This is a genomic window from Staphylococcus durrellii (assembly GCF_015594545.1).
Taxonomy (GTDB): domain Bacteria; phylum Bacillota; class Bacilli; order Staphylococcales; family Staphylococcaceae; genus Staphylococcus; species Staphylococcus durrellii.
In genome coordinates, this window is record NZ_JADIIO010000001.1 from 1,544,949 (window position 1) to 1,564,575 (window position 19,627).

Genomic DNA, 19,627 nt, shown 5'->3' on the forward strand with positions numbered 1-19,627 from the left:
TCCTTTATAGTTGATTTTATAATATAAATGCGCTTAGATCTTTGTTCATTGATATTGATTTTAGTTTGTCATCGACATACTGTGGTGTAATGTCTACAACTGCGCTCGGCATATTAGGAGCTTCGTAAGATAAATCTTCTAGCATTTTTTCTAATATTGTGTGTAAACGTCTTGCACCTATATTATCAGTATCTTGGTTCACTTGGTATGCAATTTCTGCTAAACGTTTAACCGCATCATCAGTAAATTTAACTGTGACGTCTTCAGTTAATAGTAGCGCTTCATACTGTTTTATTAGTGATAATTTTGGTTCTGTCAAAATGCTTACGAAATCTTCTACTGATAGACTTTCCAATTCGACACGAATTGGGAATCGTCCTTGAAGTTCTGGGATTAAGTCGCTTGGTTTAGATACATGGAAAGCACCTGCACCTATAAACAGCATATGTTCAGTATTTACAGTACCATATTTTGTTTGAACCATGCCACCTTCAACAATAGGTAGAATATCTCTTTGTACCCCTTGTCGCGAAACATCTTGACCAGAGTTTTGATTATTTGTTGCTACTTTATCAATTTCATCGATAAATATAATACCCATTTCTTCCGCAAGTTGAATTGCTTCTTGGTTAGCAGTCTCTTGGTCTATTAACTCATCTGCAAATTCATCAGTTAATATTTTTCGAGCTGTTTTAACTGGAACCTCACGTTCAACTTTTTTCTTAGGCATTAATTGATTCATCATATCTTGCATTTGTTGATTTTGATTCGTACCTAACATACCCATTGCGCCAGGATCTTGTTCAACTTTAATACGAACCTTTTCTTCTTCTAATTTACCAGCTAATAGTTGTTGTTTAATTTCTGAACGTTTAGTTTTAACTTCTTCAGTTGGTGCTTCCTCTTCCTCATCTTGATTTTGACCGAAGTTTGGCATATTGCCACCAAGTATAGATTCTAATGGGTTAGAAGATTGATTTGCTTTTTTCTTCATACTTGGTACTAATAGTTTTACTAGTTTTTCATTTGCTTTTTTCTCAGCGTCATCTTTAACTAAAACTTTTTTCTCTTCTTTAACTAATCTTACTGCTATATCAACTAAATCTCTAACCATGCTTTCAACATCGCGACCCACGTAACCTACTTCGGTAAATTTAGTAGCTTCTACTTTAATAAAAGGGGCACCTACTATTTTAGCCATACGTCTTGCTATTTCTGTTTTACCAACGCCTGTAGGACCAATCATCAGTATATTCTTTGGTGCGATTTCTTGTTTTACTTCTTCAGATAACAAACTTCTTCTATATCTGTTTCTTAACGCAATCGCAACTTTACGCTTTGCGTCTGCTTGTCCGACAATATATTCGTTTAATTTTGAAACTATGTCCTTCGGCGTGAGTTTTATGCCATTTTCAACCATAGTAATTATACCCTCCATCTCAAATACAATAAGCTATACATATTGATTTTTACTATAACAATTATAATCTATCTTTTAATTTGCTTTTTATAGTTCTTCTACAATAATTTGATCATTTGTAAATACGCAAATATCTGCCGCAACTTTTAAACTTTCGTACGCCATTTCTTTGGCGCTAAGATTTGTCGCATGCTTTTTTAATGCTCTGCCCGCACTCAAGGCGTAATTGCCTCCGGAACCTATAGCTATTAAGTTATCGTCAGGTGCAATAACTTCACCCGTACCACTAACAACTAGGATAGACGACTGATCCATAACGATTAACATTGCTTCCAGTTGACGTAGTTGTTTATCTCCGCGCCATTCTTGTGCTAGTTCCACTGCTGCGCGTTCTAGATTTCCACCAAACTGTTGTAATTTAGTTTCAAATTTTTCAAACAACGTGAAAGCATCGGCAACACTGCCCGCAAAACCAGCTAATACTTTACCCTCATACAACCTTCTTACTTTTCTCGCCGTTTGTTTCATAATTACTTGTTCGCCCAAGGTAACTTGGCCATCTCCTGCCATCGCACAATGTCCATCATGTTGAACTGCAAATATTGTCGTTGCATGAATTGATGTACTCATTTTAATTCTCCTTTTTCGCACGTGGGTGTGCATTTAAATATACTTTTCTTAACTGTTCATTAGAAACGTGTGTATAGCGACCAGTAGTCGATAAATTCACATGCCCTAACAATGATTGAACCGTTCTTAAATCTGCACCTTCATTTAACATATGAGTAGCAAATGTATGCCGTATTTTATGGGGATGAATATCAGTAACCCCAGATGTACGTTTAACTACATCATTTAATACAAACCGTACGCCTCTCTCAGTAATCGGGGCACCTTTCATATTAACTAATAAGAAATTGTGATTACTTTGTAACTTAGGTTTAAATTGTGACAAATACGCTTCGATACTTTGTTTACAAAATTCTCCAAATGGAATAAATCTTTCTTTATTACCCTTACCTAAAACTTTAACTCCGGGAGATTTCATGTCTAAATCTTGTTCTTTGATATGAACTAATTCAGAAACACGTATACCAGTTGCATACAACAACTCTAATATCACTCTATCTCTTAATCCTTTTTTAGGATCTGTAGTTACCGTTTTAAATAAAGCTTCCATTTCTTCTTCGTAAAAAAAGTGAGGTAAATATTGTTCTTTTTTTGGATGAACTAGCTGAACAAATGGGTTAACAACATTTTCATCTTGAGTCATCCAATATTCATAAAAACTTCTCAGCGTAGAAATTTTACGAGAAACTGTCGTTCTTTTCAAGCTTTTCGAATATAAAAAACTTAAAAAGTTACGAGCGTCTTTATACTCAAATGACTTTAAATCTAAATGTTCCTGTTGTAAAAAGTCATTAAATTGATGCATATCATCGTAATAAGACTTTAGTGTATGATTAGAAAATTGACGTTCAACTTTGAGCATATATAGATACGCTTCTTGTATTTGTTCCACTAGAAAACCCCTCCATCATTTTGCATTGTAGCACATTGTTGGAGGGGACTGCTAAAAATAACTATTAAATTGTGTTCAATTATCAAAATTTTCCGAAGAATAGTACTTCACCTTTAAATTATAATGTTTTTTTATAGTTATCTAAATATGATAACGCCCTATTAGCTAATATTTCATAACGCTCTTTTTTATCTTTAATTCTTTGTTCTAAAGCTGGCAATAAACCAAAGTTAGCATTCATAGGTTGAAAGTTTTTTTCATTTTTAGCATGAGAAATATAGTAAGCCATACTGCCTAACATAGTCTCTCTTGGGAAAATCACTTCTGCTTTGTTTTTTAATTTGTGTGCAACGTTTATCCCAGCAATTAAACCACTTGCGGCACTTTCTACATAGCCTTCCACGCCAGTCATTTGGCCTGCAAAATATAAATTTTCTCTATTTTTTAATGCGTATGTTTCAGTTAGTACATCTGGCGAATTGATAAATGTGTTTCTATGCATTACTCCATAACGTACGATTTCTACATTTTCTAAGCCAGGAATAAGACGAATTACATCTTTTTGTGCGCCCCATTTTAAATGTGTTTGGAATCCTACTATATTATATAAAGTTCCGGCTGCATCATCTTGCCTTAATTGAACAACTGCGTATGGTCTTTTATCCGTTTTGGGATCTTCAAGTCCTACAGGTTTCATTGGACCGAATAACAATGTCTTTCTACCACGCTCAGCCATGACTTCGAATGGCATACAACCTTCAAAATATTTTTCTTTTTCAAAGTCATTGGTAGGAGCTACTTCCGCCTCTATAACTGCGTCATAAAAACGATTAAATTCTTCTTCAGTCATTGGACAGTTTAAGTATGCAGCTTCGCCTTTATCATATCTTGATTTCAAATAAACTTTATCCATATCAATCGTATCTTTTTCTATAATAGGTGCAGCTGCATCATAGAAATAAAGTTGATCTTTACCAGTTACGTCTACAATTTCTTTGGCCAAACTATCAGTAGTAAGAGGGCCTGTTGCAATAATTGTATAACCTTCAGGTATACTGTTAACTTCTTGGTTGAGCACCGATACATTGGGATGATTTCTTAAAGTTTCAGTTATATAACCCGCAAAATCATGTCTATCAACAGCTAAAGCACCCCCAGCTGGTACCCTTGCACTATCTGCTGCTTTAATAATTAAAGAGTCTAAGCGTCTCATTTCTTCTTTTAAAACACCAACAGCATTTGTTAAGGCATTACCTCTTAACGAATTAGAACAAACTAGCTCAGCGAATTTATCTGTATGATGCGCAGGCGTCTGTTTAACTGGTCTCATTTCGATTAAGTTCACTTTTACGCCTCTTTGTGCAAGTTGATATGCTGCCTCAGATCCAGCTAATCCTGCGCCTACCACGTTAACTGTTTGCATCATTTATTTCCTCCATTACATTAAAATAGCAACTACGACAAGTTAAATAGCAAGACACTATATTTTTGCCGTTAGTTGCTTTAATTTATATCGTTATCGATTACTTCATTAGTGATAATATTATTTTAACATTAAAACGATAGCTTGTAACAATATATATTTATTTTTGCTCTTCTTCTTTATAGTCACAGTTTGAACAAACCACTTGGCTTGTTTTACCTTTTTTACGTTCGACCAAGTATTCATTACATTTTGGACAATCTCTACCTACTGGTTTATCCCAACTAATGAAATCACAGTCTGGATACTTAGAGCAACCATAAAACAATCTATTTTTCTTAGATTTACGTTCTACGACTTCTCCCTCTTTACATTTAGGGCATGTCACACCAATAGATTTAACAATTGCTTTCGTGTTTCTACAGTCAGGAAAATTTGAACATGCCATAAACTTACCGTAACGTCCCATTTTAATAACCATTGGTGCGCCACAGAGTTCACAATCTTCCCCAGCAGGTTCATCCTTGATTTCAATTTTTTCCATTTCTTCTTCTGCACGTTCAACATCCTGTTTGAAACTGCTAAAGAAATCTCTAATAACTTTTTTCCATGCGACTTCTCCTTCAGCAACTTTATCTAATAATGTTTCCATATTAGCAGTGAAGTCGACGTCAATAATTTCAGGGAAATATTCTTTAACTTGTTCGTGAACAATTTCTCCAAGTTCAGTCGGTACGAACCGTTTACTTTCATTTTTAACATAATTACGTTTTTGAATCGTATCGATTGTTGGTGCATAAGTTGATGGACGACCGATTTTTAATTCCTCTAAGGTTTTGACTAAGCGAGCTTCTGTATAACGTGGAGGCGGTTGCGTAAAATGTTGAGACGGTTCAATATTTGTCGCTGTAACCATTTCTCCTTCGCTTATTTTAGGTAATTTATTATCTTGACTGTCGTCACTGTCATCTTTTGCTTCAACGTAAAGTGTCATAAAACCTTTAAATTTAATAGTTTGACCATTAGCACGGAATTTCAAATCATTTTGAGTTAGATCCATTGCTACAGTATCCAAAATAGCCGGCGCCATTTGACTAGCCACAAAACGTTCCCATATTAATTTATAAAGACGGTATTGGTCTCGCGTTAAATAATCTTTCATTTGGCTAGGCGTACGTAATGTACTTGTTGGCCTTACGGCTTCGTGGGCATCTTGGTCACCTTGGCCTTTCGCCTTACGATTTGAAGTATAAGATTTACCATAAGTCTCTTCGATATAACTTTTTGCTTCAGCTTTAGCCTGGTCTGATATTCTAGTTGAGTCAGTACGCATATAAGTTATCAAACCTACAGTACCTTGTTTTTTCAAATCTATACCTTCATATAATTGTTGCGCTAACATCATCGTTTTACGTGCTTTAAAATTTAATTTACGTGCAGCTTCTTGTTGTAATGTAGAAGTTGTAAAAGGATTAGATGGATAACGTGTTTTTTCTTTAGTAGTAACCTTTGTTACTTCAAACTGATCGCCATCTAATTGTGTAGTAATTTTTTCTACATCATCTTTATTAGTTAACTTAAATGGTTTGTTTTTTAAATGAAGAAACTTGGCATTAAATTTAGATTTTTTATGTCTAAATTCCCCTTCAATTTTCCAATACTCCTCGGGTTTGAAATTTCTGATTTCATTTTCACGATCAATAACAAGTCTTAATGCAACAGATTGAACACGTCCTGCTGACAAACCTTTTTTTACTTTCTTCCACAGTACTGGTGAGATGTTATAACCAACTAATCGGTCCAATACACGTCTAGCTTGTTGTGCATCAACAAGTTCCATTTCAATACCACGTGGGTGTTTAAAGCTATCTTTTACTGCATCTTTAGTTATTTCATTAAATACTACTCTATTTTCGCTTGTGTCTTCCAAGTCTAACAAGTTAGCTAAATGCCAAGCAATCGCTTCACCTTCACGGTCAGGGTCACTAGCTAAGTAAATGTTCTTTGCTTTCTTAGCATGTTTTTTTAAGTCTTTGACTACAGGCCCTTTGCCGCGAATTGTTATATATTTCGGTTCATAATCGTTTTCCTCATCTACACCCATTTGACTTCTAGGTAAGTCTCTAACATGACCCATTGAGGCAATAACTTTATATTTTTTACCTAAATATTTTTCAATAGTTTTAGCTTTTGCAGGCGATTCAACTATGACTAAGTTTTCTGCCAAAGTAGTTCCCCCTTGCATATCTAATTTACAAAGATAAATAATAAACGGTCTAATTTGACTTTGTCAATGTTTTTAATTTTCATCTTTATTTTTACAACATATCATATTACTCAAGTTTAACTAAATATGAGTAACTATAAATCTATATTTTTATAGACAATGTATAGTTGGCAAAATAGCATTTTAATCAAATTATATCGTCATCTTAAAATCTTCTGTTATGTCTTCTGGTTTCATTACAATTTTAGCGCCTTGCTGTGCGGCTAACATATTGCCTTTAGTCATGCGATCAAATATTCTACCAGAAATCACGTACACTTCTCTATTTTGATCTAATGCACAATTTATCGTTATTTGAGTACCTGAATGCGCTTCGGATTCTGTAATTAATACCCCTTTAGCAATACCACTAATCAATCTATTACGTTGAGGGAAATGGTACTTTTTAATATTGGTATATGGTGGGTATTCACTGATTACTAATCCATCTTGTTCAATTTGACTTCTCGTTTTATGCGTTTCCCTCGGATAATGTTTACAATGTCCAAATCCCAAAATTGCAATCGTGGGCAGATGATACTTTAGTGCTAATTTTAATGCACTATGATCTGCTCCTTTCGCTAACCCCGAGACAATACATAGCTTGTGTTGTTTAAATGATGGATACAAATAGTGTAAAGATTGCTCAGTATACGATGTTGCATTTCTTGAGCCAATAACACCAAGTATCGCTTTTTGATTAAGCAATTTAATATTACCTCTATAATATAAAATTAATGGTGGATATGTAATTTCACGTAATAGCGATGAATAGTGTACATGATTTACAGCTATAAATTTAACTTTAGCTTTTGACAAATCATCTATTATTTTTTCTGTATATAATTTGCTAAATTGGTTACAAGCAGTACTAAGTGCTTTATTGCTTTGAAATTGAACAAAATGATTTAATATAGCGCATTGTTCATGTCTTGATGATTCTAAAAAATGTGGTGAAAAGGCTGTAAGTTTATATATTTGAAGTGTTGTAAAACCTGCGGCTAATAATTTTAAATAGGTAAATTGCGCCATATGCGTACCTCCTTATATAGCCATTATAAAATGAAAAATGAAGCAACCTTATTACATTTCCATATCTTAATTGTTATTAAAATGTAAGGAGTAATATTTAGCGCATAACTTCAAAAAATAGTAAGCGTGCATGCATATAAAAATGCACAAATTCTGGCAAAACCAGAATTTGTGCTCAACATTATATATTATTGTTTTACAGTTAGTAATTGTTCATAAATACCTGCTTCTTTAGCCGCTTCAATTAAAGTAGTTCCAATTTCAGACGGCGTATCAGCAGTTTTTACGCCACAATCATTAAGTGTTTTGATTTTTTCTTCAGCAGTACCTTTACCACCAGAGATTATAGCGCCAGCGTGGCCCATACGTTTTCCTGGAGGTGCAGTTTGACCACCAACGAAACCTACTACAGGTTTGTTCATGTTGGCTTTAATCCACTCAGCAGCTTCCTCTTCTGCTGTACCACCGATTTCACCAATCATAACTACCGCATGCGTTTCATCATCTTCATTAAATGCTTTTAACACATCGATAAAGTTAGTACCGTTAACTGGATCGCCTCCGATACCTACAGCAGTTGTTTGACCAATGCCTTCTTCAGTCAATTGGTGAACCGCTTCGTAAGTTAATGTACCTGAACGTGAAACAACACCTACGTGACCCTTTTTGTGGATGTAACCTGGCATAATACCAATCTTACATTCGTCAGCAGTAATAACACCTGGACAGTTTGGTCCAACTACACGAGTCTTTTTACCTTCTGAATAACGTTTTACTTTCACCATATCTACAACTGGAATATGCTCAGTAATGCAGATAGCCATGTCTAGTTCTGCATCGACACATTCTAGAATAGCATCCGCTGCGAATGGTGCTGGAACATATATTACTGATACATTTGCACCTGTTTCTTCTTTTGCTTCATCCACTGTGTTAAATACAGGTACACCTTCTACAACTTGTCCACCTTTACCTGGTGTTACACCAGCAACAATTTGTGTGCCATATTCTAACATTTGTTTAGTATGAAAAAGGGCAGTAGACCCTGTGATACCTTGTACAATTACTTTTGTATTTTTATCTATAAATACACTCATCTTAGTGCTCCCATCCTTTCCTTACGCTTCTTTAACAAGCTTTACAATTTTTTGTGCACCTTCAGCCATAGTAGCGGCTGGTTCGATAGCTAATCCAGATTCTTTAAGAATCGCTTTACCTTCTTTAACATTTGTACCTTCTAAACGCACAACTAATGGTAAAGTTAGTTCTACTTCTTTAACTGCAGCTACGATACCTTCAGCGATAACATCACATTTCATGATTCCACCGAAAATATTTACAAAGATACCTTTAACATTGTCATCTCCTAAGATGATTTTAAATGCTTCAGTAACTTTTTCTTTAGTAGCACCGCCCCCTACGTCTAGGAAGTTAGCTGGATTTCCGCCAAAATGGTTAATTGTGTCCATTGTAGCCATTGCTAAGCCTGCACCGTTTACCATACAACCGATGTCACCATCTAATGCTATGTATGATAAATCATATTTAGAAGCTTCAATTTCTTTTGGATCTTCTTCTTCTAAATCGCGTAATTCTTGGATATCTTTATGTCTAAACATTGCATTGTCATCGAAATTAAGTTTAGCATCTAATGCTAAAACTTCACCGTCACCAGTAGTTACTAGTGGGTTGATTTCAACGATTGAGCAATCTTTTTCAACAAATACGTTATATAAAGAAATTAAAAATTTAGCAGCTTTATTAATAGATTCCTTAGGAATATTAATATTAAAAGCGATTCTTCTCGCTTGATAAGGTGCTAAACCAGTTACCGGATCAATAGTTTCTTTAAAGATCTTTTCTGGTGTTTTAGCAGCTACTTCTTCAATTTCAGTACCGCCTTCTTCTGAAGCCATCAACGTAATACGATCTGTTGCTCTATCGATAACAAATCCTACATAATATTCTTTTTGAATATCGCAGCCTTCTTCAATATAAAGGCGTTTTACTTCTTTCCCTTCTGGGCCAGTTTGATGAGTTACTAACTGTTTTCCTAATAACTCATTTGCGTAACTTTCTACTTCAGAAAGTGATTTAGCAATTTTAACACCGCCAGCTTTACCTCTACCACCAGCGTGGATTTGTGCTTTCACCACATATACATCTGAATTTAATTCTTTAGCTTTCTCCACTGCTTCATCTGCAGTAAATGCTACGCGTCCTTCTGGGACAGCTACGCCCATGGAACGAAAGATATTTTTGCCTTGATACTCGTGGATATTCATTCTCCATCCTCCTCTTAGGTTAAGTGCATTTCAATTATAAAAAATGTAAGCGCTATTGTAAACTGTTTGACGCTCGTTATTTATAATTTATTTAATTTTTTAAGAATTGTTAACTATAGATTTAATTGGTTCAAAAGTTTTTCTATGCTCATTTGTAATACCGTATCGTTCAATTCCATCTAAATGATCTTTAGTACCGTATCCTACATTTTTATCAAATGCATAACCTGGATAGACCGATCCAAGTTGGCGCATATAGTCATCTCTATATTCCTTAGCCAACACACTAGCAGCTGCAATTGACACACTACGAGCATCACCTTTAATTAGTGATTGCTGTGGTATATCGATATCCAGTTCCATAGCATCGACTAGTAAATGTGTAGGGGTTTGAGTTAAATTTGCGACTGCACGAGACATAGCTAATTTTGTGGCTTGATATATGTTGAATTGATCAATTTCTTCTACCGATGCAATACCGAAAGCATAATCTTGCACTTCAGCTTTAAGTTTATGCTCCATCTCGTTACGTTTACTTGCTGATAATTTTTTTGAATCATTTAAACCTATAAAATTATGTTCTTTATTTAAAATAACTGCACAGGTAACGACTGGCCCTGCCAATGGACCTCTTCCCACTTCATCAATACCACAGATCAAAGCATGCGGTTGAGTTGCCAAAATCTCATTTTCAAACCTCGACATCGTCTCATATTGAGCGACTAACGTACGTTCTTTTTGAAGTTGTTTTTTACGAGAAGCAATTGCATTTTGTACGCCTTTACGTCCATCGTTTGCATATTCACATTGATCTAATTGTTCTTCCGTCATATATTGATGCAATAGTGTTTTAATCTCAGCAATACTTTTTTTAGCCAAGATAATCACGCTCAATTTCTTCAAAAATATCAAAAGTGTAAGTGCCAATTTTAGCGTTTCTAATTTCGTTTATAATTAACTCTATAACTGCTTCATAGTCTACTTCATTCCCTCTTTGCAACATACCACGTCTTCGTCCAATTGCTTCAAACCAAGTAATATTGTCTCCATCCTGTGCTATATCAACATTGTAGTGCTTAACCAAATTTTCATAATCGTGTTGTCTTAAAAATTCTAAGCCATATATTGCTACTTCATCTAAATGCACGATACTATCTTTAATTGCACCCGTAATACTTAATTTCTTACCTACTAATTGATCTTCAAATTTTGGCCATAATATGCCTGGCGTGTCTAATAATTGTAATGATTTGCCTATTTTTATCCATTGTTGTTGCTTTGTTACACCAGGCGTATTTCCGGTTTTAGCTATAGCTCTATTTGCTAATTTATTAATTAATGTCGACTTTCCTACATTAGGTATGCCAACTATCATTGCTCGAATAGCTCTGGGTTTTAAACCTTTACTGCGCTCTCTAGCAAATTTTTCTTCAGTAGCTTTAATGGCTGCTTGTTCTACTTGTTTAAGATTTTTACCATGCTTTGCATCGACTGCAACTGGATAAAAGCCTTGTTCTGTAAAATAAGTTTCCCATTTTTCTAATTCTGCTAAATTTGCCATATCTTTTTTATTTAATATAACTACTCTTGGCTTTTGCTGTATCACTTCATCAATCATTGGGTTTCTTGAACTGTATGGGATACGCGCATCTACAAGCTCAAAAACGACATCGACTTTTTTTAATTGTTCAGTCACCTGTCTCTTGGCTTTAGCCATATGACCTGGGTACCATTGAATTACCATAACTTTCACCTTTTCTTAATTTATATTTCCATTTGTTTATTTGTAAAATAATTTTTATACTACAAGTTTCTATTTTATTTTAATATGTATCACTATAATATGATACCATTTCTATAAGTATTTTAAGTTTAGTAAGACCATAAATGCACTTGTCTTAATTTTATCAACTTAATGCATGACATTGTTAACAGCATTCAATATCCCTAGTATTTATTAAATTTTGTCAGGAGTATCAATATGAAACGAAAAGTACTGTACTTAGTTGCATTTATTGCCATAGCACTTATCGGCCATAGTTATATAATATATAGATACATGCACGATGGCATACTTTTTACAGGACCAAACGACGGTTTGGAACAGATGATCCCTATTCAAATGTTTTTATACGATCATTGGAGTCAGGGATCATGGTTTTATGCCACTGATTTTGGTTTGGGTGGCGATTTTTTCACAGACTTAAGTTATTACTTTTCTACTAATATATTATTCATTTTTAATGTAATTGCTATTTTTAATTTACAGCATTTGATACACATCGATACGAATAGTATTGCTTTTTGGACTGCTAATGCGCTTGTAATGTCAATTATTAAATCTATCTTAGCACTGATTGCAACGTTTGCTTTTGCTAAATATTTAATCTTAAACCGTAAGATTGCTTTGCTTGTCGCTTCACTATTTGTTATCTCACCACTGTATTTTAGATTCACTGTATATTGGCCATTCTTTAGCGATATTTTCATTTTATTACCACTATTGTTACTGTCTATCGAAAAATACATACAACAAAGAAAAATTGGTTTACTATTAATAATCATAATTTTATCTCTTATAAATAACTTTTATTTTGCATATTACCAATTACTAGTGGGTATTATTTATTTAGCAATACGTCTTATATTTAAGCATCAAAAAGATATTAAAATGTATTTGAACGATTATGTAACGCTTTGCGTCGTTGCTTTTTTAGGTCTAGGTAGCAGTGCATTTTTCTTTTTTCATGGCATACAAAGCTATTTAGGTAACCGACGCTTACCATTTAACAGTACCGTAGATTTATTTGAAAAATTAGATGTAAATACGAATGTCTTTTACGATAATTACTTAATCGTAATACTCTTTATTACAATACAAGCGTTATTATCCTTTAAGTTATATAAACATTTTTATTTTAGATTATTTGCTATTTTTACAATTATTTCGATTGTGGCGAGCTTTATTCCTTTTGTTGATCAATTATTTAATGGTATGTCTGCCCCTCAAAAGCGTTGGCACTATATATTAGCTTTCAATGCAGCATTACTTATTGGTCTATACGTTAAATACTTCAAGACGATGTCTATTAAAGGTTATTGTCTCTCAGCGTTACCTGCCATAGCAGTTATTTTTTATAGCGCGTGGGCATATAATAATTTTGTGGCATGGGTTTATTTTGTACCTATAGTTAGTTTGATTGGTCTTTTAATACTTTTTGTCAAAGAAAGTTATTTTAAAGTAAAACTATCATATATTTTTATGATTGCCATTTTTATTTTGAGTTTATTAGTTTCTATAGTGTTTATTTATAATCAAATATATTTTCCAGACCATCAGCAACGTGCAAATAAAAGTTATATAAATGAAAGTATGTATAGTTCACCAGCACAAAGGAATTTAGTAACATATATGAACAATCATAAAAAGAATAGTGACCGTATTGATTGGCGCGTAAATGGACAAGACAATACGCCAATGTATCAACGCTTTAAAGGTACGAGTTTGTATTCCAGCATTTTTAATCACAATATTTTAGATTATTATTATGATGATTTAAAGATAAATATGAGTGAAGAATCTGTTAGTCGTTATCAATCAACTAACGGTCGTCAAAATATCGCTAGCTTGTGGTCAGTACGTTATGTAATGCTCAAAAACTATCAAGATAATGTACCGAGCTACTTTAAAAAAGTTAAACAAGATGGTCAATATAACATTTACAAAAATAAATATACGATGCCGGCCGTTTCTATCTCAAATCATATATACGATGCTTCCAAATTAAACAATCCAATAGATAGAGAGCACGCCATGCTTAAAGGTATTGTTGTAAATAATAAAGGGAGCAATTGGGCTCATCCTGCTAGAAATTTATTAGCCGATAGTAAAATTATGACGCAAAATATGAAATTATTACCTAAACATCAGCTTAAAGTTAATGATAATGACGGCGAATATATAATACATGTTCCTAACAAATTAAAACGACGCTATACGGACTTCTATCTAACATTAAAAGTCGATAGAGGTTTGCCAGATAGTAATTATACGGTTGCCGTAAATGGCTATAATAACAATCGATTATATAATAATTCTACTTATAAAACCGGAGTAAATACGCATTTATATAAAACAAAACCAGATAAAAACGGTGATATACATGTGAATTTAATGCCACGTGGTAATTACAAATTAGAATTAAAAAGTTTATATGGTGAAGATTATAAAACCTTAAAAACCGCTGTAAATCATAATAAGGGTGCTAACACCTATAAAGATATAAATGATGGAGTCAAAGTAACACTTAATCAACATAAAAGTGGTATAGCCAGTATTAATATCCCTTATCGTAAAGGTATGCGTGCGTATGTCGATAATAAAGAAGTAACACCTCAAAAAGTAAATTATATGATGACTGGTGTGCCAGTTCATAAAAATGATAAGACAATTATAATTAAATATCGTCCACCTTATTGGTACACGATGTGCATTATTTCAATAATATTTATCATATTCAGCATTTGCTTTTGCAAATTATACAACAAAAGAAATACTAAACATTTATATTAATATAGAGGAGCTTACGAAATGAGGAGTTGTCCATGTTAAGCCGCTTTTGGTCTAATAAGTTATCGCGCTTTTTATGTATTTTATTTATGGGGGTAACAGTCGCTGCTATAATTTTCGTACCGTACATCGTTAGGTATTATAAAGACGGTATAATTTTTAGTGGTAACGGGGATGGCGTAAGACAAATGATGCCATTTCAAATGTATCTTTATCACCACTTCATTCATTTTAATAGCTTTTATGACCATTCATTCGGAATCGGTGGCGATTATATAAAAGATCTTTCTTATTATTACTCGACGTCACCTTTAACTTATATTAATTTTATTGTTATTTGGATATGTAGCCAATTATTTCATCTTAATCCAAATAGCATTATGTTTTGGCCTGGAAATCAATTAATCTTATCTTTTGTTAAAACTGTAATAACATTTACACTGGCTTTTTATTATTTTCATTATTTACGTTTTAAGAAGTCTGCTACCTTTATTGCAGCTCTTTTATATAGTGGTTCAACGATAGTCATTTATTTTAATTTCACTTGGTCTTTTTATGGTGATTTATTAATATTTTTACCTTTGTCATTGTTGGCTATGGAACGTTATTTCAAAGAGAAAAAACTAGGTATGTTTATTTTTGCGATAGCACTTACGCTATTTTCAAATTTTTATTTTAGTTATTTTGAAGCACTTGTCTTACTAGCATATTTTGCTTATAGAGTTATATGGGCACACAAAGATGATATTGTAAAGAAATGGCAAAAAATATATACATTGGTCATAGCTACTATATTAAGCCTATTATCTGCAATTTTGGGCTTCTATACCGGCGTTTCGTCATTCTTTGCAAATAACCGTAAAGATAATCCTGATTTTCATATACAAGCCCTTACAGATTTTGAACGTCAAACACATTTTTTCTCTAATGGTTTTTATATTACTGTAACAATATTTGCCGTAGTAGCATTATTGTCGTTTCAATTATATCGATATTACTATTATCGTTTATTCGCAATTATGACTTGGTTAATGTTAATAGGTTCATTAACACCTTATTTCGATAGTTTGTTTAACGGGTTTTCGACACCTGAAAGACGTTGGATTTATGTCTTTGCTCTAACGACAGGTGCATTAGTTGGTTTATTTATACACCATTTAAAAGAGATAACTTTACGAGCTTATTTCATGGCAAGTATACCTGTAGTAATAATGATAATAAGCGCTAATATATTGATTAAACACGAAAAACTTACATGGATGTACATATGCCTTACAATTATGATAGTCATTGGTTCGATAATTGCCCGCAAACACTTATTAAATAAGCACTGGCCAATTGCATTAGTAGTTATATTATTTATGGTGCAACAAGCTGTTTTAGTTAACAACCATAGCGACAACAATTTAAAAAAATATGAAACGACTTTTTCGGAATTAAAAAGCCCTAAATACTATAATAGTACAATCGCTAAATCGATTAATAAAATAAATGAATCACATCGGCACAATCCATTTAATAGAATAGATTATATGTCTAAATTTTCACTTAATACACCTTTGATTTATCATTTTAATGGGATTTTATTATATTCTAGTATTTTTGATGGTAATCTATTACATTATTATGATAAAACCATGCAAATTAATATGCCTACAGATACAAATAGTACGTATCGCTTATTATCAAATCGCGCTAATTTAATGGCATTATGGAACGTTAAAGATCGTATCAAAAAGTCTAACGACAAAAATTTACCTTATGGGTTCAAAGTTACTGATAAGATTACACCAAACAAAAGGGCTCAATTCATACACAGTAAAAATACGATTGATTATCCGAGTGCGCATATTACGAATAAGGTCTATAACACGCATGACTTAAATTCACCTTTAGACAGAGAACAAGCAATGTTACAAGGCGTAACTTTAACGGACAATCACAAGTCAAATACTAACTTTAAGCCGAATAAAAATTTATTATCTTCGGCACAAGCCTCTTATATAAATGCACATAAAACTAGCAATGATACATTGATAGTTACTAAAAATAATGGTGGTATTCAATATAAGCTACCTTCACATCTAGCTCATAAATATAAAGACATGTATATTTCAATGGACCTAGTATTACGAGCACCTGATAAACGACATAAGATAGCTGTAAATGAATATTCTCAACAACGAAAAGAACTCACATATAAATATCGACGCGTAGTAAAACCGGTCACAATCAGAGTAAAAGCGAATGAAAACTTAAACCTTAAACTACCTAAAGGTAAATACAACTATAAAATACACGGTATTTATGGTGAAGATTATAAAACATTACGTACAAGCGCAAAATCACTCGATAAGATTAATGTCTCGCAACAACGTAATGGTTATACACTAACTAACAATCAAAGACGTAAAGGTTATATTGTACTTCCAATTCCTTTCAGAGAGGGTATGAAAGCTACTGCATATGGGAAAACTATCCCTGTTATGAAAGGAAATGGCATAATGACTGTGATACATGCCAAACATGGCGAACAACAAATTAAACTTACTTATCAACCACCACTGCTATGGCCTTTAATTTGTATTAGTATTATTGGCATAGTATCTAGTGTCTTATTTGCAAAATGGGTGAAACGACATTAATTAAAAGCACTGTTGCTATCTGTATAGCAACAGTGCTTTTTAATAGTAAAAAGATATAAAAAAAAGAGCCTTAAAACTAAGGCTCTTTTGCTTGTAGAAAAGCTGATTAACGAATTTCTGGAATTCTAGCAGCTTTACCACGTAAATTACGTAAGTAGTATAATTTAGCACGACGTACTTTACCGCGACGTTTAACTTCGATTTTTTCGATTTTAGGAGTGTGTAATGGGAAAGTTCTTTCCACACCAACACCTGAAGAAATTTTACGTACAGTGAAAGTTTCTGAAATGCCTCCACCACGACGTTTAATTACTACACCTTCGAATACTTGGATACGTTCGCGCGTACCTTCAATAATACGTACGTGTACTCTTAAAGAGTCACCTGCACGGAAAGAAGGTAAATCAGTGCGTAGTTGTGATTTAGTTACTGCTTCAATCAATTTGTGATTAGTCATTTTCTATTCTCTCCTTCAACCTATGTTCTTGCCTAGACAAATATATAGCAGCGGATCATAGTGATTTTTCGTGTATCGCACACTTGAATTATGTTAGCACATTGTTCGTCGTTTTTCAATTAGTTTTTAAATTTCTAGACGAAACAATGTAAATCAATTTTTAAAATCATAATAGTAATTAAAACTATTCATCCGATGATTTTCTAAAGCCATAAAACGGTCTAAATTTATGTTTTTCATAATATGCAGCCGAACTTTTTGTAGCCAATAGTTCAATTCTAGTTGTGGGATATTGTCGATGTGCTTTATTTATTAAAGCTCGCCCCAACCCATTACTTCTATACGACATTTTAACAAGTAATTCACATATAAATAAAGTTATAAATTGATCTGTAATTGTTCTAATATAGCCTAGCACATTACTTTCATTATCTACAGCAACATATGCATTTGACTGATTTAAAGCATTTTTAAACGTTGCTTTATATTCAACAAGATTATGCCAGCCTTCTTCACTGTTTAATTTATTAATTTCATCAAAATATTTATCGTCGTAAGGTACTATATTGAAGTCTATTACCATTGTCGTTTCACCCTAAATATTTGATATTACTTAGATGACTGATTTTTATAATTTTCGATTACTTTTTTATCTGACTGTGTAAGCTCATAATGTTCTAATAAGTCAGGACGCTTATCGTATGTTCTAATAATCTTTTGTTCATGTCTCCAACGTTCAATATTGGCATGGTTTCCAGATAATAGAACGTCTGGCACTTTATAGTTTTTAAATTCTCTTGGTCGTGTATATTGTGGGAATTCTAATAATCCATCTTGGAATGAATCATCTTCATGTGATTGTTGATTCCCTAGCACACCTGGTATAAGTCTGACGATTGCATCTGTCATGGTCATAGCAGGCAGTTCACCGCCAGTTAATACGTAATCACCCATAGATATCTCATCGGTAACGAGATGTTCCCTAATACGTTCATCATAGCCCTCATAATGCCCGCAAATAAAGACGAGATGTTCAGCCTCACTTAACTCTTGCGCAATTTCCTGACTAAATGGTCTCCCTTGCGGACACATTAATATAACGCGTGTATTTTCGTTATGTTCTATTGATTCCATTGCATTAAAGACAGGTTCAGGTTTTAACACCATACCTTGTCCGCCTCCAAATGGATAATCATCAACTTGCTGATGTTTATTTTGTGCGAAGTCCCTAAAATTAATCGTATTAACAGACAGTACATTTTTATCCTGCGCTCTTTTTAAAATTGAATGATTTAACACGCCATCAAACATTTCTGGAAATAATGTTAAGTAATCTATTCGCATTAATCTAACAGTCCTTCCATTGGAGTGATTACGATTTTTCTTCCTTCAACATCTACTGATTTTACAACATCAGCAATGTAAGGTATTAAATATTCTTTATCACCTTTAACCACCCAGACATCATTTGCGCCAGTTTCAAATATTTCTATCACTCGACCTATCGGTGTATCTTGTTCATCGAACATTGTACAACCTATAATATCGGAATAATAATATTCATGTTCAGCTAATTCAATTTCTTCATGTTCACGTTCTTGAAGTAACACTTCATTTTTTAAATATTCAATGTCATTAATATTATTAATACCTTCAAATTTCAACATATGAAAACCTTTATGAACTCGATACGAGGCGATAGTTAATTCTATATTTTCTCCGTTACGTTCAATTGTCAGTACTTCTCCTGGTTGAAAACGGGTTTCAGTAAAATCGGAATTTGATTTTACTTTGACTTCCCCTTTAATTCCATGTGTATTTACTATAGTGCCAACTTCAACTTTCATATTTTTTCCTCCGTAAATAAACGCTGTATATTCAAGTACATTTTAATAAAATAATCATGTAAATTATACCATTATGTTAAAACTTTGAATATGTACTATATATAAAATAAAGAGATTGGGACAGAAATCTGATTTTTATAAAAATTTTATAGTCCCAACC

Annotated in this window: 16 protein-coding genes; 2 read left to right on the top strand and 14 right to left on the bottom strand. The window is 33.2% G+C overall.

Annotated elements, in window-relative coordinates; all coding sequences use genetic code 11:
• Positions 1-16: 16 nt before the first annotated feature.
• The 10 genes from hslU to ylqF all read right to left on the bottom strand — a co-directional run bounded on the left by hslU (position 17) and on the right by ylqF (position 11,692).
• Positions 17-1,420 (bottom strand): ATP-dependent protease ATPase subunit HslU, encoded by a 1,404-nt coding sequence (hslU, locus tag ISP02_RS07470; protein WP_195720956.1) that lies wholly within the window; start codon positions 1,418-1,420, stop codon positions 17-19.
• A gap of 87 nt (positions 1,421-1,507) precedes the next feature.
• A complete protein-coding gene (hslV, locus tag ISP02_RS07475) occupies positions 1,508-2,050 on the bottom strand; it encodes an ATP-dependent protease subunit HslV (RefSeq protein WP_195720957.1) in 543 nt (180 codons plus the stop codon).
• 1 nt (position 2,051) lies between these two features.
• A complete protein-coding gene (gene xerC / locus ISP02_RS07480; protein WP_195720958.1) occupies positions 2,052-2,942 on the bottom strand; it encodes a tyrosine recombinase XerC in 891 nt (296 codons plus the stop codon).
• 118 nt (positions 2,943-3,060) lie between these two features.
• Positions 3,061-4,368 carry an FADH(2)-oxidizing methylenetetrahydrofolate--tRNA-(uracil(54)-C(5))-methyltransferase TrmFO gene (trmFO, locus tag ISP02_RS07485; RefSeq protein ID WP_195720959.1) on the bottom strand — a complete coding sequence of 436 codons (1,308 nt, stop codon included), beginning with the start codon at positions 4,366-4,368 and terminating at the stop codon, positions 3,061-3,063.
• 157 nt (positions 4,369-4,525) lie between these two features.
• Positions 4,526-6,610: a type I DNA topoisomerase gene (topA, locus tag ISP02_RS07490; protein WP_195720960.1), complete on the bottom strand. Its 2,085-nt coding sequence runs from the start codon at positions 6,608-6,610 to the stop codon at positions 4,526-4,528.
• A gap of 174 nt (positions 6,611-6,784) precedes the next feature.
• The gene (locus ISP02_RS07495; protein ID WP_195720961.1) at positions 6,785-7,663 is read right to left on the bottom strand and encodes a DNA-processing protein DprA; all 879 of its coding nucleotides are present in this window, start codon (positions 7,661-7,663) and stop codon (positions 6,785-6,787) included.
• A 188-nt stretch (positions 7,664-7,851) separates the two neighbouring features.
• A complete protein-coding gene (gene sucD, locus ISP02_RS07500) occupies positions 7,852-8,760 on the bottom strand; it encodes a succinate--CoA ligase subunit alpha (RefSeq protein WP_195720962.1) in 909 nt (302 codons plus the stop codon).
• Between the two features lie 21 nt (positions 8,761-8,781).
• Positions 8,782-9,948, bottom strand: coding sequence for an ADP-forming succinate--CoA ligase subunit beta (sucC, locus tag ISP02_RS07505; RefSeq protein WP_195720963.1), 1,167 nt, complete (start codon positions 9,946-9,948; stop codon positions 8,782-8,784).
• 99 nt (positions 9,949-10,047) lie between these two features.
• Positions 10,048-10,827, bottom strand: a complete 780-nt coding sequence (locus ISP02_RS07510) for a ribonuclease HII (RefSeq protein ID WP_195720964.1) — start codon at positions 10,825-10,827, stop codon at positions 10,048-10,050.
• Positions 10,820-11,692, bottom strand: a complete 873-nt coding sequence (gene ylqF / locus ISP02_RS07515; RefSeq protein WP_195720965.1) for a ribosome biogenesis GTPase YlqF — start codon at positions 11,690-11,692, stop codon at positions 10,820-10,822. Before ylqF ends, ISP02_RS07510 begins: the two co-directional genes overlap by 8 nt.
• Positions 11,693-11,929: 237 nt before the next feature.
• Here ylqF and ISP02_RS07520 point away from each other — a divergent pair, with 237 nt between their 5' ends.
• Both ISP02_RS07520 and ISP02_RS07525 read left to right on the top strand, forming a co-directional pair.
• Entirely contained in the window at positions 11,930-14,521 is a 2,592-nt protein-coding gene (locus ISP02_RS07520) for a YfhO family protein (RefSeq protein ID WP_195720966.1), read from the top strand.
• Between the two features lie 32 nt (positions 14,522-14,553).
• Positions 14,554-17,163, top strand: coding sequence for a YfhO family protein (locus ISP02_RS07525; RefSeq protein WP_195720967.1), 2,610 nt, complete (start codon positions 14,554-14,556; stop codon positions 17,161-17,163).
• A 106-nt stretch (positions 17,164-17,269) separates the two neighbouring features.
• Here ISP02_RS07525 and rplS read toward each other — a convergent pair whose 3' ends face one another.
• The 4 genes from rplS to rimM form a co-directional block, all read right to left on the bottom strand.
• Positions 17,270-17,620, bottom strand: coding sequence for a 50S ribosomal protein L19 (rplS, locus tag ISP02_RS07530; RefSeq protein WP_048794080.1), 351 nt, complete (start codon positions 17,618-17,620; stop codon positions 17,270-17,272).
• Between the two features lie 184 nt (positions 17,621-17,804).
• Positions 17,805-18,203 (bottom strand): GNAT family N-acetyltransferase, encoded by a 399-nt coding sequence (locus ISP02_RS07535; protein WP_195720968.1) that lies wholly within the window; start codon positions 18,201-18,203, stop codon positions 17,805-17,807.
• 26 nt (positions 18,204-18,229) lie between these two features.
• Positions 18,230-18,964 (bottom strand): tRNA (guanosine(37)-N1)-methyltransferase TrmD, encoded by a 735-nt coding sequence (gene trmD, locus ISP02_RS07540; protein ID WP_195720969.1) that lies wholly within the window; start codon positions 18,962-18,964, stop codon positions 18,230-18,232.
• The gene (gene rimM, locus ISP02_RS07545) at positions 18,964-19,467 is read right to left on the bottom strand and encodes a ribosome maturation factor RimM (RefSeq protein WP_195720970.1); all 504 of its coding nucleotides are present in this window, start codon (positions 19,465-19,467) and stop codon (positions 18,964-18,966) included. Before rimM ends, trmD begins: the two co-directional genes overlap by 1 nt.
• Between the last annotated feature and the right edge of the window lie 160 nt (positions 19,468-19,627).

Coding starts and splice junctions, on each gene's coding strand:
- hslU (WP_195720956.1), bottom strand. CDS start 1,420: ATGGTTGAAAATGGCATAAAACTCACGCCGAAGGACATAGTTTCAAAA.
- hslV (WP_195720957.1), bottom strand. CDS start 2,050: ATGAGTACATCAATTCATGCAACGACAATATTTGCAGTTCAACATGAT.
- trmFO (WP_195720959.1), bottom strand. CDS start 4,368: ATGATGCAAACAGTTAACGTGGTAGGCGCAGGATTAGCTGGATCTGAG.
- topA (WP_195720960.1), bottom strand. CDS start 6,610: ATGCAAGGGGGAACTACTTTGGCAGAAAACTTAGTCATAGTTGAATCG.
- ISP02_RS07495 (WP_195720961.1), bottom strand. CDS start 7,663: ATGGCGCAATTTACCTATTTAAAATTATTAGCCGCAGGTTTTACAACA.
- sucD (WP_195720962.1), bottom strand. CDS start 8,760: ATGAGTGTATTTATAGATAAAAATACAAAAGTAATTGTACAAGGTATC.
- sucC (WP_195720963.1), bottom strand. CDS start 9,948: ATGAATATCCACGAGTATCAAGGCAAAAATATCTTTCGTTCCATGGGC.
- ylqF (WP_195720965.1), bottom strand. CDS start 11,692: ATGGTAATTCAATGGTACCCAGGTCATATGGCTAAAGCCAAGAGACAG.
- ISP02_RS07520 (WP_195720966.1), top strand. CDS start 11,930: ATGAAACGAAAAGTACTGTACTTAGTTGCATTTATTGCCATAGCACTT.
- ISP02_RS07525 (WP_195720967.1), top strand. CDS start 14,554: ATGTTAAGCCGCTTTTGGTCTAATAAGTTATCGCGCTTTTTATGTATT.
- rplS (WP_048794080.1), bottom strand. CDS start 17,620: ATGACTAATCACAAATTGATTGAAGCAGTAACTAAATCACAACTACGC.
- ISP02_RS07535 (WP_195720968.1), bottom strand. CDS start 18,203: ATGGTAATAGACTTCAATATAGTACCTTACGACGATAAATATTTTGAT.
- trmD (WP_195720969.1), bottom strand. CDS start 18,964: ATGCGAATAGATTACTTAACATTATTTCCAGAAATGTTTGATGGCGTG.
- rimM (WP_195720970.1), bottom strand. CDS start 19,467: ATGAAAGTTGAAGTTGGCACTATAGTAAATACACATGGAATTAAAGGG.